The 15,330-nt window shown below is 45.3% G+C and carries 17 protein-coding genes, 1 rRNA gene and 1 riboswitch; of the genes, 14 read left to right on the top strand and 4 right to left on the bottom strand.

The window, feature by feature from the left end:
- Positions 1–109 (top strand): 5S ribosomal RNA (gene rrf / locus AC58PV_RS33000); the annotation flags it as partial.
- Between the two features lie 302 nt (positions 110–411).
- On the opposite strand, the gene AC58PV_RS32995 is transcribed toward rrf, so the two are convergent.
- Complete coding sequence (locus AC58PV_RS32995) at positions 412–939, bottom strand: hypothetical protein (RefSeq protein ID WP_497437235.1); 528 nt, start codon at positions 937–939, stop codon at positions 412–414.
- A 135-nt stretch (positions 940–1,074) separates the two neighbouring features.
- Between AC58PV_RS32995 and AC58PV_RS32990 the strand changes: the two genes are divergently transcribed.
- The 10 genes from AC58PV_RS32990 to rsmI all read left to right on the top strand — a co-directional run bounded on the left by AC58PV_RS32990 (position 1,075) and on the right by rsmI (position 8,437).
- Positions 1,075–1,275 (top strand): sigma factor G inhibitor Gin, encoded by a 201-nt coding sequence (locus tag AC58PV_RS32990; protein ID WP_497437234.1) that lies wholly within the window; start codon positions 1,075–1,077, stop codon positions 1,273–1,275.
- Positions 1,276–1,387: 112 nt separating this feature from the next.
- Positions 1,388–2,899: an aminotransferase class I/II-fold pyridoxal phosphate-dependent enzyme gene (locus tag AC58PV_RS32985; RefSeq protein ID WP_497437233.1), complete on the top strand. Its 1,512-nt coding sequence runs from the start codon at positions 1,388–1,390 to the stop codon at positions 2,897–2,899.
- Positions 2,900–2,921: 22 nt separating this feature from the next.
- A complete protein-coding gene (gene tmk / locus AC58PV_RS32980) occupies positions 2,922–3,578 on the top strand; it encodes a dTMP kinase (protein WP_497437231.1) in 657 nt (218 codons plus the stop codon).
- Between the two features lie 45 nt (positions 3,579–3,623).
- A complete protein-coding gene (gene darA, locus AC58PV_RS32975) occupies positions 3,624–3,953 on the top strand; it encodes a cyclic di-AMP receptor DarA (RefSeq protein WP_056618038.1) in 330 nt (109 codons plus the stop codon).
- Between the two features lie 33 nt (positions 3,954–3,986).
- Positions 3,987–4,433: a YaaR family protein gene (locus tag AC58PV_RS32970; RefSeq protein ID WP_497437230.1), complete on the top strand. Its 447-nt coding sequence runs from the start codon at positions 3,987–3,989 to the stop codon at positions 4,431–4,433.
- Positions 4,434–4,460: 27 nt separating this feature from the next.
- Positions 4,461–5,438 carry a DNA polymerase III subunit delta' gene (gene holB, locus AC58PV_RS32965; protein WP_497437228.1) on the top strand — a complete coding sequence of 326 codons (978 nt, stop codon included), beginning with the start codon at positions 4,461–4,463 and terminating at the stop codon, positions 5,436–5,438.
- 1 nt (position 5,439) lies between these two features.
- On the top strand, positions 5,440–6,243 hold the full coding sequence (locus AC58PV_RS32960) for a PSP1 domain-containing protein (RefSeq protein ID WP_056618027.1): 804 nt from the start codon (positions 5,440–5,442) through the stop codon (positions 6,241–6,243).
- A 60-nt stretch (positions 6,244–6,303) separates the two neighbouring features.
- Positions 6,304–6,648 carry a DNA replication initiation control protein YabA gene (yabA, locus tag AC58PV_RS32955; RefSeq protein ID WP_497437227.1) on the top strand — a complete coding sequence of 115 codons (345 nt, stop codon included), beginning with the start codon at positions 6,304–6,306 and terminating at the stop codon, positions 6,646–6,648.
- A 72-nt stretch (positions 6,649–6,720) separates the two neighbouring features.
- On the top strand, positions 6,721–7,482 hold the full coding sequence (locus AC58PV_RS32950; protein ID WP_497437226.1) for a tRNA1(Val) (adenine(37)-N6)-methyltransferase: 762 nt from the start codon (positions 6,721–6,723) through the stop codon (positions 7,480–7,482).
- Positions 7,483–7,549: 67 nt separating this feature from the next.
- The gene (gene rsmI / locus AC58PV_RS32945; RefSeq protein ID WP_497437224.1) at positions 7,550–8,437 is read left to right on the top strand and encodes a 16S rRNA (cytidine(1402)-2'-O)-methyltransferase; all 888 of its coding nucleotides are present in this window, start codon (positions 7,550–7,552) and stop codon (positions 8,435–8,437) included.
- 233 nt (positions 8,438–8,670) lie between these two features.
- Here the strand turns inward: rsmI and AC58PV_RS32940 are convergent, their stop codons facing one another.
- Entirely contained in the window at positions 8,671–8,925 is a 255-nt protein-coding gene (locus AC58PV_RS32940; protein ID WP_028557356.1) for an AbrB/MazE/SpoVT family DNA-binding domain-containing protein, read from the bottom strand.
- Positions 8,926–9,292: 367 nt separating this feature from the next.
- Here AC58PV_RS32940 and AC58PV_RS32935 point away from each other — a divergent pair, with 367 nt between their 5' ends.
- Both AC58PV_RS32935 and AC58PV_RS32930 read left to right on the top strand, forming a co-directional pair.
- Complete coding sequence (locus AC58PV_RS32935; RefSeq protein ID WP_497437223.1) at positions 9,293–10,570, top strand: HD domain-containing protein; 1,278 nt, start codon at positions 9,293–9,295, stop codon at positions 10,568–10,570.
- 91 nt (positions 10,571–10,661) lie between these two features.
- Positions 10,662–11,429, top strand: coding sequence for a TatD family hydrolase (locus AC58PV_RS32930; protein WP_068663558.1), 768 nt, complete (start codon positions 10,662–10,664; stop codon positions 11,427–11,429).
- Here AC58PV_RS32930 and AC58PV_RS32925 read toward each other — a convergent pair.
- Together AC58PV_RS32925 and AC58PV_RS32920 are read right to left on the bottom strand one after the other, a co-directional pair.
- Positions 11,412–12,662, bottom strand: a complete 1,251-nt coding sequence (locus tag AC58PV_RS32925; protein WP_497437221.1) for an ABC transporter permease — start codon at positions 12,660–12,662, stop codon at positions 11,412–11,414. The two genes, AC58PV_RS32930 and AC58PV_RS32925, sit on opposite strands and share 18 nt — an antisense overlap.
- A complete protein-coding gene (locus AC58PV_RS32920; RefSeq protein WP_497437220.1) occupies positions 12,659–13,402 on the bottom strand; it encodes an ABC transporter ATP-binding protein in 744 nt (247 codons plus the stop codon). Before AC58PV_RS32920 ends, AC58PV_RS32925 begins: the two co-directional genes overlap by 4 nt.
- A 283-nt stretch (positions 13,403–13,685) precedes the next feature.
- Positions 13,686–13,880, top strand: a riboswitch (cyclic di-AMP (ydaO/yuaA leader).
- Positions 13,881–14,167: 287 nt separating this feature from the next.
- Here AC58PV_RS32920 and AC58PV_RS32915 point away from each other — a divergent pair.
- On the top strand, positions 14,168–15,307 hold the full coding sequence (locus AC58PV_RS32915; RefSeq protein ID WP_497437219.1) for a resuscitation-promoting factor: 1,140 nt from the start codon (positions 14,168–14,170) through the stop codon (positions 15,305–15,307).
- Positions 15,308–15,330: the final 23 nt, after the last annotated feature.

The following is a 15,330-nucleotide window of genomic DNA, read 5'->3' as shown; positions in this document are numbered from 1 at the left end:
TGATGGCGGAAGGGATCCACGCGTTCCCATCTCGAACACGACCGTTAAGCCTTCCAGCGTCGATGGTACTTGAACCGCAGGGTTCTGGGAGAGTAGAACGTTGCCAAGCAAATGCAAGTGAAAGAGCCTTACTTAGAGAAATCTAGGTAAGGCTCTTTTTGCATTCCAACGTGAACATGGACCCGATGGAACTGGATTAGCTGTAGAAACTACAGTTAATATCATCGATTTGCCCAAGAAAAAAGATTTAGCTGCAAAATCTACATCTAATATCGTTGGAACTCGCTATTTCTGACTCAGAGGTCGAATTTAACTGTACAAAATCCATCTAATTCGATATAAACGATAAATATCGCACTATTAGATGGAGTTTTTCCAGTTAATCGCTAGCATAGGCGAACGGTGGGGAATTTACTGAATATAGCAAGACGTATCCTTACTTGATATTTTTACTAAGCCAGCTTTACGGTAAGGCTGGAAACGGAACAGCATCCAAAGCCGCGGGAGAAGCATCCAACAGTGGAAGATCGTTAGGTGGGCAAGCCAAGTACCAGGGATCCATGGATACATGATGAGGATCAAGGCAAGTCCGATGAAGAACAGGTGAAGTTGTACTTTGGTAACGAGACGAACTGACGCATTGCCTTCAGGCAAGAAGCCAGACCAGAAGATTCCCCAACGATAGGACCAACCACGCATAGCCATTCCGATGGTGAAGTGGAAATAAGCTCGAACAAGAAGCGTGTGGAAGATGAGCATAAGTGGATAACTGACTAGTAGTGGGAACAAGTGAGATGAGTCGAACTTGTACAAAAGTAGTAGGATAAGTGAAGCGTAATAGAGAACTATTTTATATATCGAATGATAAAATCGCCTCGTTAATGTGTAACTATAAATCGTAGATTGTTTGGATAAATTGGATTCTTGTTTGATTGACATATGAGAGACCTCCGCGTTGCGGTAACATGATATGAAGGTATTATCGGCATTACCCTTCCAAAATATGAGCATTTAGCTAGTTTAGGAGAATCGTGAATCGGACATACTAGTCATAAAAGATCGTGGGGTGATCATATGGAGGAGAATCGGTTTGGACTGTGTATGATTTGTGAACAACAGCGGGTTGGCGGGATTCATATTGTGACGGCGTTCATATGTGATGAATGTAGTAAAGAGATCGTCAAAACGAGCGTTTCTGACAAGAAATATCCGTTTTTTGTGAATCAGATGAAGAAGGCTTTTTACATGGGAAATTCGAGACAGTATATGAATTAAGAGGAGAAGCTTCTTTTACAGAAGCTTTTTTTGTTTTTTTACCGCTAATCCACTACTATAGAAGGGTAAATTGAAAATTGCAAGCTATTGTAGCTGAGGGAGTTTGATCTGTGTGTGCAGCGAACATTTACATGGGGCTCGAGCCCCGTTATTTGAGGCTATGGTGGCCCACCATGCTTCGAAGTCCATTAGTCTGCATGTGCCAGGTCACAAATCAGGCCAAGGGCTTCTAGAAGAAGGTAGAAACTTTCTACAATCGATCATGTCCATTGATTATACGGAAATAACAGGTTTGGATGATTTACATCATCCAGAGGGTGCAATCAGGGAGGCGGAGCAGCTCGCGGCGGCATGTTTTGGCGCAGAGGAGACATATTTTCTCGTTGGCGGGAGTACGGTAGGTAATCTTGCGATGATTGGAGCTGTGTGTCAGAGGGGGGACCTCATCCTTGTTCAAAGGAATGTACATAAGTCGGTTGTTCACGGGCTCATGCTTGCGGGGGCGCAGGCTATATTCTTAGCGCCACAGGTTGACGATGAAACAGGCGTAGCAACAGGTTTGCATATTGAAGTTGTTAAACAAGCGATAGAGCAGTATCCAACTGCAAAGGCGTTATTTATAACGAATCCTAATTATTATGGTATAGGAACAGATTTGAAGCCTTTTGTAAAGTTAATGCATGAAAAAGGTAAGCTTCTGCTGGTAGATGAGGCGCATGGTGCCCATTTCGGTTTCCATGAGGAGGTGCCTGCCTCAGCTTTATCTCAAGGCGCAGATGCCGTCGTGCAGTCGACACATAAGATGCTAACCGCTATGACAATGGGAGCGATGCTCCATGTGCAAGGTCCGAGAATCAACCGTAAAGCGCTCCAACAATTGTTGGCGATGCTGCAAAGTTCAAGCCCATCCTACCCAATAATGGCCTCCTTGGACTTAGCAAGAAAACGAATGCATACAGAAGGGCATGCGTGGTTGGAACAAGGCCTCCATATCATAAGAGAATTCAGAGAAGAGCTACAGGCGTTAGGATGTCTTGGTGTATATCCTCGAGAGATTCAGCAATCAGGCTGCGCGGGAGTCGTCGATACAACAGATCCTTTTAAAATAGCTATATATGATCCCACCCATTCTTTATCGGGGACGGAGCTCAAATCGCGCTTAGAAGCAGATGGCTGCTTTGTTGAGATGACGGATGGCTATCTGGTTTTACTGGTATTTACTCCTGCTAACTCTCGGGAGGATATGCGGCGTGTAGTCCAAGTATTAAGCAACATTTGTTTGGACATCACGAGACGTAAGCAGGAACTTCAGGCGCCTATCTCGAATATAATTAAATTACCCACCTACGAGCCCATCTCCTCGCCAATAAGGTTTGACCATCCTGTCTTGTTTCAAGAGACAACGCAAATGGTTAAGATAGAGGAAGCGATTGGGAAGCGTTCAGGTGAGATGGTCATTCCTTATCCGCCAGGTATTCCTTATTTATATCGGGGTGAAGTAATAACAGCTTCTGTAGCTGAGGCACTCGTATTCTTGGCTAAACAGGGCATTAGGTTTCAAGGAACTTCTTTTGGGCAGACGAACAAGTTAACTATATACACAGAGCACGAAGGGACTTCGTGAATGCAGTAAACAGGAGGAAGACGTGAAGGGAATATTCATTACGTTTGAAGGACCGGACGGCTCCGGCAAAACAACGCAGCTTAAAAAAGTTGCGCAAGAGCTGCAAAAGTTAGGACATGATGTACTTGTGACAAGAGAACCGGGTGGTACCGCAATTAGCGATAAAATCCGTAGCATTATTCTCGACCCTGTAAATGAGGAGATGGTGGATCAAGCGGAGGTTTTACTTTACGCAGCATCACGTGCTCAACATGTTCACGAGCTTATCCTTCCAGCGCTGAAAGCTGGTCGAATTGTACTTTGCGATCGCTTTATTGATGCTAGTGTCGCCTACCAATCTCATGGGCTTGGTGTAGATATCGGGATGGTGAAGCATATTTCGGAATATGCGAGCTCAGGACTTCAGGCAACTCGAACGTATATGATGGACGTTCCTGTTGAAGTGAGCTTGGAGCGATTGAATCTGCGAGCAGGTGCTACTGAATTTACACAGCAGTTGGATCGCATTGAGCAGAAAAATGTCGATTATCACAGCAGAGTGCGAGCAGGCTTCCACCAAATTGCTGCTGATCACCCAGAGCGTGTAGTTATGATCGATGCGAATCGAGATGTAGAATGCATAGCCGCGGATATATGGCAGGATTGCCAACAATTGCTTGAGGAACATATTTCCGTCTAAAGCGGAAAACCAATTCTTAGTTTATAATATAAGGAGGCATCACCTATGAAACTAGTCGTAGCCGTTGTTCAGGATAAAGACAGTAACCGTCTCTCTAACGCTTTAATTAAGGAAGGGTTTAGAGCCACGAAGTTGGCAAGTACAGGTGGGTTTTTACGTGCTGGAAATACAACCTTTATGATCGGTACGGAAGATGATCGTGTGCAAGAGGTGATGCAGGTGATCCGAGCAAATTGCAAAATTCGTGAGCAGTTAGTGACGCCTGTTTCTCCAATGGGAGGAACGACGGATTCATATATTCCATTCCCAGTGGAAGTACAAGTGGGTGGAGCGGCTGTTTTCGTGTTACCCGTTGAACGATTCGAGCATTTCTAAACAAACTCAGTTCTACACAAGGATGGATGCGTCTTGAAAATTAATCCGGGGCTGCAGCCCATCGGTAAAAATATTAAAGTAGGCGAGAACGTGCCTCCGCCACAGATGGCTCCGCGTAATTTCTCTGACATCATGCAACAGCATGATGAGAAGTATACGCAGGAACAGTTGACCAAAATGGTACAGCAAATTACGCTTCAAGGCGACCGCTTGTCGAGGGGCATGACCGTTAGGGAGCTTCTGCAATATAAGCTGCTCATTCGTCAGTTCCTCGAAGAAACAGCTCGTCGCGGTGTTAACTTAAGAGATACGAAGGGCTGGGATCGTCGCGGTCGTTCGAAACGATATAAGCTATTGGAAGCCATCGATCAAGAGCTCCTCTTGTTAGCCGATGATTTATTGGAGAATGAGCAGGGGCGGATCGAAATTTTGCATAGAATCGGAGAAATCCGAGGTATGTTGATCAATTTGCTATTTTAAAATATAAGTGTGTAATGGGGGAAAATAATGTCCTTCCAAGCTATACCGGGACAAGCAGCGGCCAAACGGCTGCTGCAGAACGGATTACGTCAAGACAGGCTGTCGCATGCGTATATTTTTAGTGGTCCTGTTGGGACAGGACGTTCAGCAATGGCAATAGCACTCGCCAAAGCGATATATTGTCAGAATGGAACGGATGAAGCATGCGGTGAATGTCTAGAATGCCGTAAGGTCGAACATGGTAATCATCCAGATCTCCATATGATTGCTCCTGAAGGCGCTTCAATTAAAATTGAGCAGATTCGGGAGTTGCAGAAGGAGTTCGCCTATAGGGCAACAGCATCCGGAACGAAAATATATGTCTTGTATCATGCAGAGAAAATGACGGTACAGGCAGCAAATAGTTTGTTGAAATTTCTTGAGGAACCGAACTCTCGTGTAGTAGCCATTCTTATTACCGAGAACGGTAACGCATTGTTACCTACGATTCAATCGCGGGCTCAGTGGGTCCAATTTACGCCAATGGCGCGTGAGCAAATGGTGCTCGCATTGCTGGAAGAAGGACTTCCAGCGGCATTAGTTGGGCCTGCTGCGCATGTAACAGCAGGTCTGCAAGCAGCTAGAGATTTAATTGCAGCAAATTGGTTTGCAGAAATGAGAACCGTAATGTTACAATTAGCGAAGGAGACGCTCACACGTTTCCCTACTTCCATGATTACCGTGCAACAGCGGATTGTGAAAACAGAACTTGCGGATCATGTTTCGGATTTGTTCGACTTATTGATCCTCTGGTTTAAAGATATGGTGCAGTTGCGCCTTGAGCGCAGAGACAAGCTTGTATATAATGACCAGCTAGACTGGATGAGCTCCCTCGCGTTAAGCCGAGATGTCTCAGTCTGGGTGCGTATGATGGAGCAAGCCGTAGAATTACAAAAGCGACTGCGTTCCAATGCCAATTCTCAGCTGGTTATAGAGAAAATGCTCGTGGAGATGCAGGGGGTGTAAGATGTACTCAGTGGTTGGCGTCCGCTTTAAGAAGGCGGGTAAAATATATTATTTTGATCCCATTGATTTACCGATCGAGAAAGAAAGTGCCGTTATTGTTGAGACCGCACGCGGTGTGGAATACGGCAAGGTCGTAGTGGGCAAAAAGATCGTCAAAGAAAACGATGTGGTTCTGCCACTCAAAAAAGTTATTCGCATTGCGGATGATACGGATGCTGATTTGGTTGAAGAGAATAAAAAAGCAGCCAAGGATGCTTTCCAAACGTGTCATGATAAAATTAAAGACCATAGTCTTAAGATGAAGCTAGTGGACGTAGAGTATACCTTTGACCGAAATAAAATTATTTTTTATTTTACGGCTGAAGGACGCGTCGATTTCCGGGAACTTGTGAAGGATTTGGCGAGTATTTTCCGGACAAGAATCGAGCTTCGTCAAATTGGCGTGCGTGATGAAGCGAAGATGCTAGGTGGCATAGGTCCGTGTGGGCGAATTCTATGTTGTTCTTCCTTCTTAGGTGATTTCGAGCCAGTCTCCATTAAGATGGCCAAAGATCAGAATCTGTCCTTGAATCCGACGAAGATTTCGGGATTATGCGGAAGATTAATGTGCTGCTTGAAATATGAACATGATAACTATGAAAGTGCCAAAGATTCGTTACCGACGGTTGGTCGTCTAGTGATTACTTCTTTTGGCAGTGGTAAAGTATTAGGGCTTAATATTAAAGAACGTACAGCAAAGGTTCAATTGTTTGATCTTGGGAAAGCGTTAGATCTACCATTCGATGATGTTGTTGAACAGGAGTAGAAGATCGGGGTTCCAAGGAGGCGCTGGCCAGTAAGCATGCATGGCACTAGAGGTGAAAGCGTGGATAAACAAGATATTTTTGGACAAATAGATGGGATTGAAGAACGTATGGGTACCACCTATGCGGAATTAGGTGCCTTGAAGAAACGGATTATTACCCTCATCGAAGAAAATAAGAGACTAAGCATAGAGAATCAGCAACTCCGTAAGCTCATCCGACAAGAGGAGACTGTGATCGAAGAGCCAACGAGAGATAGGGCTGAGGAACCGGTGCAGCTACCAGGAGCCGGATATGATAATTTAACCCGTTTATACAATGAAGGATTTCATATTTGCAATGTGTATTATGGACACCTTCGGACCGAGGGAGATTGTTTGTTTTGCTTATCCTTTTTAAATAAATAAGTCGTTTGGCCGTAGGGGTGTATCCCTTACGGTTTTTTTCCATCATAAGCAACACTGAGAAAGGAAAGACGTATGAAGCAAGTTTCTTTACAACCGACTGAACGAATTGATGATTTATTGACATATGATTTGAAAATCATCCAAAGCGATGAAGTGTTCAGCTTCTCGATGGATGCAGTACTTCTAGGGAGATTTGCAAGCTTGCCAGCCAAGGGGAGAGTTGTAGACCTATGTACAGGTAATGGGGTTGTCCCCTTATTGCTATCTACACGAACGCGAGCAGAGATTTGGGGTGTTGAAATTCAGGAGCGACTGGCAGATATGGCTGTACGCAATGCGGAGATTAATGAATTAGCGGAACGATTGCATATGGTGCAGGGCGATTTGAAGACGATTCACAAAACTTTGGGGCACGGCCAGTTCGATGCTGTTACCGTGAATCCGCCCTATTTGCCAGTGCCGAACGGGGAGCAGAATAGTAATGCGCACTTTGCAGCGGCTCGTCATGAGATTCATTGCACATTGGAAGATGTAATTGCAGCATGTGCCAAGTTGGTGAAGGCTGGCGGTAAAGTGGCTATGGTGCATCGGGCTACACGAGTGGTCGACATCATCTGCCTCATGCGGCAGTACCGCATCGAACCGAAGCGGATCCGCTATGTGCATGCGCGCTCGGGAGAAGAAGCGATGATGGTGTTGATTGAAGGAATGAAGGATGGCAAGCCAGAGATTCGTACGCTGCCGCCGCTAATCGTATATACAGACAAGGAAGAGTACTGCCAGGAGCTGAAAGAGATCTACTATGGTGGACGGAGTTCGTTAGAGTTCTCGTGAGCAGGTTTAATAGATAAGTGATGAGGGAAATACCGTACGATCATACAAAGTGAAGAGGGATTTAACTGTGAGTCTAACGATACAAAAAAGCTACCGCGAGGAAGCGAGCGGGATAGGCACGCTATACCTGGTTGCCACGCCCATCGGCAACCTTGAAGATATGACCTTCCGCGCGATTCGCATGCTGAAGGAAGTGAGCCTGATTGCCGCGGAAGACACGCGGCAAACGCGCAAGCTGCTGACCCACTTCGAAGTCGCGACGCGACTGGTCAGCTATCACGAACACAACAAGGGAGCAAGCGGCCCGGAGCTGGTCCGCTTGCTCCTTGAAGGGCAGAGCATCGCGTTAGTCAGCGATGCCGGTCTGCCGGCCATTTCCGACCCAGGTTATGACCTGGTGCGGATGGCCGTAGACGAGGGCGTGCCGGTGGTACCCATCCCCGGCGCCAATGCGGCCCTGTCGGCACTGATTGCATCAGGCCTGCCGACAGAACGATTCGCCTTCGTCGGTTTTCTCCCCAGGGAGAAAAAGGATGGGACGAAGTTGCTCGAAGGGCTGCAGCATGTACAAGACACATTGCTGTTCTATGAATCGCCGCACCGCGTGGAGAAGACACTTCTGCGCATGGCGGAAGTGTGGGGGGCGGAGCGCCGGGTTTGCCTCGCCCGCGAGTTGACGAAGCGGTACGAGGAGTTTGTACGCGGCACGATCGCAGAGTGCCTCGCGCATCTAGAGCAGTACCCGCCGCAGGGCGAGTACTGCGTGATCGCCGAAGGCGCATCCGCCGCGGCTGTGCAGATTGCTGCCGATGGTTGGTGGGAGGCGAAGTCGCTCGGCGAGCATGTTGCCCACTACGAGGATCGCGGGATTGATCGCAAGGATGCGATGAAGCTGGTTGCGACGGATCGCGGATTATCGAAGCGGGATGTGTATAATGCGTTGCTTGAGCGTTAAGATGCCAAAGGCAGATTGTTGCAGATAAGGGCCCTCACATAGGGCCCAATTCTTCTAGCAATCATTTGTTCACGCTCAATATGGAATAAGAGTCCTGTATCTTCTGAGGTCTATACAAAAAAAGATCTCTAACCCGTGGCCGAAGCCAACAAAGTTAGAGATGAAAGGAGATATGAAAAAGGTTAGAATTACCAATAGGATAAGTGCTACTTCTATATTATATACTACTTTTCTTATTTTGTCACAGGTGTTGGCATTTCTGCTAAACAAATATGACAAACAATTTTTCCCTTAAAGTAGGATACATTCTCCGCATTGCCACAGAAGATACAAGCAGGCTCATATTTCTTCAGCATGATGCGCTCACCGTCTACATATATTTCCAAAGCGTCTTTCTCGCCAATACCCAATGTGCGACGCAACTCGATAGGAATAACAACGCGTCCTAGTTCGTCCACTTTTCTAACAATTCCAGTAGATTTCATCATATATATAAAACCCCTTTCGATTTTATCAATTTTTTATCAATATCGTCATGTTTCGACATTTGCTCTTGATTTATGATACCAACGATTCCCAAAATAGTCAACCATATTTTCACTGAAAACCAGCAGTTTCATCTCTATTTTGAATAATTGTGTAAAGCGGTAAAAAACGACGATGTCACTATTTACAAGGGTTGTAAGGATTATATTACGGGCTTTTCCAATGCCTATCGCATAAGAGTTACTAGGTAATCAGTAATTAAGTTCTGAATAAATTGGGATTTTGAATTCGACAATAATCGACATTCATGAAGGATTCATGTCGAAAATGTCGAAAGTACTGAACACTATTAAGGGAGGTTGGAGCTGTATGAAGGAAGAGAAAGTATTTAAGGATCCCGTTCACAAATATATTTATGTCCAGGACAATACGATTTGGGATCTAATTAATACCCGTGAGTTTCAACGTTTGCGCCGTATTCGGCAATTAGGCACATCCTATTTGACTTTTCATGGAGCTGAGCACAGCCGTTTCTCTCACTCGCTTGGGGTCTATGAAATTACACGGAAAATTATTTCTCAATTCGAACGTAATCACTACGAGGATTGGCCGAAGGAAGAGCGACTGCTATGTCTATGCGCTGCATTGCTGCATGATTTGGGACATGGTCCGTTTTCACACTCGCTTGAGAAAGCTTTCGGTACAAGGCACGAAGACTGGTCCTGCCGGATCGTGTTGGGGGATACAGAAGTGAACGAAGTGCTGAGGCGTGTCTCGCCGGATTTCCCGAAGAAAGTAGCAGGAGTCATCTGTAAATCTTATAGCGAAGAGATTGTTGTCAGCCTAGTCTCCAGTCAGTTGGACGCGGACCGCATGGATTATTTACTGCGCGACGCCTATTTTACAGGAGTTAACTATGGGACATTCGATTTGGAACGAATTCTTCGTGTGATTAGGCCTTACAAGGGGCATATTGTTGTCAAAGAGAGTGGCATGCATGCGGTTGAGGATTATCTCATGTCCCGCTATCAGATGTACTGGCAAGTTTATTTTCATCCCGTTACGAGAAGTGCAGAAATTCTTCTGCATAAAGTATTTGCGCGAGCGAAACATTTGTATGAAGAAGGCTATACGTTCGGATTTATGGTTGAGCCTATTCTCCATCTTATTCAGAACCAAATCACCTTAGAGGATTATTTGCTATTGGATGAGTCGGTGATGCAAACGATGCTGACCTTCTGGAGCCAAGAGAAGGATGATGTGCTCAGAGATATGTGCAAACGCTTCTTAGATCGTAAATTGTACAAGTACAGTACTTTTGATGGAGAGCAAGAGCAACTCATTCAGCGCATGGAGAAAGTAATGAGAGAAGTTGGCTTCGATCCGACGTACTATATGGAGATCGATTTTCCTTCGAATCAATCCTATGACGTATATAGAGCTGGCGAGAATGATGATAATTTGCCAATCCTATTGCTGGATCATAAAGAGACGTTAACTGAAATTACACATCGTTCCGAAATCGTACAGTCGATTAGCGGTTTCCAGATGGGTAAACATCATGTGTACTATCCAGAGGAGTTCCTTGAGCGATTGAATGCGGAAGAGTATCAGGAAGTTTGGGAGATGCTGGGGGAGCAAGAATAAGCAGGATTAGTCAGTAATAAGAAGCTATAAGAAGGTATGGGCAAAAAAGAAGAACTAACATTCATATACCGTTTCATAAGGGAGAACGAACATGCTAACAGATTCACACACACATTTAAATGCCGAGCAATTCAAAGAAGATCAAGATGAAGTTATTCAACGGGCGTTAGAGGCTGGCGTTACGAGAATTGTGAACGTTGGCTTTAATCGAGAAACCATTCCTAGCTCAATTGAGCTTGCTGAGAAGTACGATTGGATTTATACAACGGTTGGCTGGCATCCAGTAGATGCGATAGACATGATGCCTGGTGATTTGGAGTGGATTGAGTCCTTATGCCAGCATGAGAAAGTGGTTGCGATTGGGGAGATTGGTCTGGATTATTACTGGGACAAGTCGCCAAGAGATGTTCAGCAGCGAGTCTTCCGGGAGCAAATTCGGTTAGCGCGTAAACTGGGGATGCCTATCGTGATTCATAATCGGGATGCCCATCAGGACATTCTAACGATTCTTAAAGAAGAGAAGGCGGCAGAGGTCGGAGGGATTATGCATTGTTTCTCGGGCAGTTGGGAGACAGCGAAGCAGTGTCTGGATATGAATTTCCATATTTCTTTTGGAGGGCCTGTGACGTTTAAAAATGCGGTGCAACCGAAAGAAGTACTGGCGCAGGTTCCGCTCGATCGTTTGTTGATCGAAACGGATGCGCCATACTTGACGCCACACCCTTTCCGCGGTAAACGCAACGAAACGGGTTACGTTCGCTTAGTTGCCGAAACTGCCGCGGAAATTCGGGGGATGACGCTGGAAGAAATAGCTGAAATTACAACCAACAATGCGATTCGGTTACTCGGCCTCAAGTAGGGCGTTCTTCTTGAACTTCCGGCGTAAGACAACGCCGCATGCGAAAGAAATGAAGGCAAGACTGAGTAAAGGGACTAGGATATACAGGATAGGGGTTCCTATCATAAATGGAATCGTTAAGACGACAAGCTCTAGTAAGAGGGTTAGCCAAATGATAAAGGCCAGGGCACCTGCTCTAGTTTGGGGATCCAATGGGTACATGGTGAGCCAAAACGTATAGCGATGTGCACGCTCTAATGAAGTAAGTTGAACCATCGAGATCACTAGTGCGATGAGTAGAATGACGCTTCGTGCAGTAGTGGAGTCTGCAACGACTAGAGCTAAGATGCCGATTACAGTCAATCGGAGCACAATAGCGAACATCTCGGTGCGCAACAATGTCTTCATATATAAGTAAAGAAACGCAGAATCCTGTCGAAATGGAATGGTTCGGGTAATCCCGCTAATCCATCCTCGGCGGGCTATTCGTGTTGGTAATTGAGGTACGTCTACGAACCAATTGAAGAAGGCGTAGAGTCGGGCTTGTTGCTGTTTCTCTTTGGCGATCAAATAGTCCCATCCGATCACATATTTACCAGCGTATCGGAAGGCAATCAGCCAAACGAATACGAGGAGTATGGCAGCTAGGCTTGCCCATAAACTGCTGTAGTGAAACTGGATTGTAAGTAAGGCGAGGGATGCCACCCACCGAAAACAAACAGATATGAATCGAGTTCGTTCAGTGGCAAATCTTCCTTCCTGCCAATGAGCTAATTGGTTCGCTATCTTTAATAGAAGTAATAGAGCAAAAATGAGAAGAAATGGCTGAGCTTCGGTGCCTAGACAGTGATTATATAGGGGCGTTACTACAACCCAGCCAAGAAATAACCGCACGCTCTGAAGTGATAGACTGTACAGAAAGCTGCTTCGGAAATAGGCACCCATTTCATGTTCGATCCGCAATAGAAACATGCGATCCGCACTGCGTGTCAACGTGCGAATGGAGCTTGAAGCAACGAGTGGAACGAGCACGAGCAACACGATCCATAGGTACGGATAATCTGTCGGAAGACGCTGTAATGTTTTTGCATAATAATAGGAAGAAACGATGACAAGAAACAACAAGAAGCCGATGAAATTACTGCGTGCGGCATACTGCCAATACCCTAGGGATTCCTTCATATAATGTTGGAAACGCTGCTTCCATAATGCATGTGTGTTAAATGCAGATGTAGGATCTGTTAGTTGACTCATGCCATGTCTCCTTGAACAAGCTTGTAGAAGATGTCGTCTAATGACGCCTGAGGCAGCGCTGTTTGGGAGCGTAATTCGACTAAATCTCCCTGTGCAACCATGTGGCCTTTGTGGAGAACGACATAAGCATCGCAATATTTTTCAATTGTAGACAAAATGTGTGAGGAAATGAGAAAGGACGCACCTTTCTTCTTCATTTGAACCATGAGATCAAGCAAGGAACGAATCGCTAAAGGGTCGAGTCCAAGAAACGGTTCATCGATTATATAGAGAGAGGGTTCGATCAAGAAGGCATTCATGATCATGACCTTCTGTTTCATCCCTTTGGATAAATGACTAGCGAAGCTGTTCAGCTTGTCCTTCATCTGAAATTGCTCCAATAAGGAGCGAGAACGGGTTTCGTAATCCGCTTTAGATAATCCATAAGCTAGTGCCGTTAGCTCAAGGTGTTCGCGAATCGTAAGTTCTTCGTATAACTCTGGACTTTCAGGTACATAAGCATATGTCGCTCGGTAAGGCAGCGGATCCTCGGCTAGCGTTAAACCATTAATGCGAATTGACCCTTTTTGCGGTTGGAGCAGTCCCAGAATATTTTTGATGGTGGTACTTTTCCCTGCACCATTGAGTCCAATTAGACCCATCATTTCTCCTTGGCCGATCGAGAAAGTTAGATTATGAAGAACGGGTTTGTTGGGTAAATATCCACCGAATAAAGCGTTTACTTGCAGGATGGGGCCCATCACAATTGCCTCCCTAAATAGCAAATTATTGGTATTTTTTAATCAAATACTACCAGAATCATTATAAACAAATTTGCATTTTTAGCCTAGTTTTGATCATTATATACTGAAAAAACGAGTATACGTACGTTAAAGTTAGGCACGTGTAGATATAAGTGGGTTATATATGGAAAATAAACAAAATTTAATCGATTTAGCCCTTTTTAACGGGTGTTAATCCCTTTACAGGTTGAGATTAACAGCGTAATATACTTTTCATAATAACTTAATATCCAATTTGCCAATTTTCCATTCGCTGAGTTCCAAATGTGGGAACGGGGGAACCACTGCAAGCTTAATGAGCATTCCAATGCGGGTTAAGTAAGCAGAGAGTAATAGGGGTGAATCATAGACGTCAAACAAGCAGTTTGCGTCTACGTAGGGCGACTCTCACGTCCGAATCCGTCAGCTAACCTCGTAAGCGTAAGAGAGGTAACGATTGTCGTGCGTGCTATTTGTATTTCACTATGCAAACTAAGCCAGCGAGAAGAGTCCTCTTCTTGCTGGCTTTTTGTCCACATTTAGGGTCCTACACAGATCATATGACATAAAACAACCCGGAAATCATAGGATGATGAATAGGTAAAAGGGGGGGACGACCAGATTCAGCAAGGAAACAAGGCTGATGATGGCGAGCGTGTTAAGTTAAACTATAAAAAACCTTAGTCGCGTCAAATTTAATCATGCTGTAACCTGGCGGCGAGGCTTTGAAGGAGGACCGAAGAAGTGGGCAGTATCTCAATTAGCGAGACCCATGTAAAACGATCATCCAGCATGTCCTTCGCATTGCGATGGAAGCATGAAAACTTGCGTTTGATTTTAAGCCTGGCTATAATCTCAATCGCAATGACTTTCATGTTTTTGGTGTTGTTGTACGGAACGGCTACCAAGAGCGTATCCGTGGTTGTGAATGGACAAGAAACCGTTGTGCACACGAAGCAATGGGTCCTGCAACGCCTACTGGATGAACAAGCCATAACGATTGGTGAGCACGATGAAATTTCAGCTTCACTCACGACCAAGCTCAAGGGTGGAGACAAAATTGTTATTGAGCATGCATCACCGATTCAATTGACTGCTGATGGAAAGACCACCACTGTTTACACAACTGCAAGAACGGTAGAAAGTGCATTGCAACGTTTACATATTGCACTTGGTGAGAATGATCGTATTTCTCCCGAACCGACAGCCGCTCTTAGCACAGGCGATGAGATTAAAATCGTCCGTGTGACCAAAGAGACGGAGGAAGTCTCTGAATCGATCGCATTCGAGACAGAGAAAAAGAATGACGCATCTTTGCTTAAAGGGAAAGAGCAAGTGGTCCAAGAAGGTAAAGAAGGCGTGTTGGTCAAAAAGAAAGAAAAGACTTTCGAGGACGGCGTTTTAGTCGCGGAAGCAGTTGTGGGTGAAGAAGTACAAACAGAAAGCATTAAGAAAGTAGTTTCCGTAGGCACGAAAAATCCTGTGGTTGTTCTCTCCGCCTCTTCACCGAGTGTGGATGAAGTTTCCAAGAATGGTGTGACCTTCGGTTACAAACAAATTCTGAAGAACGTGAAGCTTACTGCGTATTCTGCGGGTGCTGCGTCGACAGGTAAGACGGAGGGCTCTGCTGGTTATGGTAAAACCTACACAGGTACTACCGTTACTGAAGGCCGTACGATCGCTGTCGATCCGAAGGTTATTCCGCTTGGATGGTGGGTATACATCGAAGGGATTGGTTTCCGTCGTGCTGAAGATATCGGCAGCGGTGTGAAAGGCCAAATGATCGATGTGTACTATGAAGATCACGGTTATGCAAATAAATTTGGCACGAAGCAAGGGTACACTGTATATGTGGTTGGCCCTACAAAACCATCCCAAAACTAACGTGTAAACGGTAGTTTGTGCGG

Source organism: Paenibacillus sp. J22FR83 (assembly GCF_059691955.1).
This window is presented reverse-complemented; position numbering and strand designations above follow the sequence as displayed.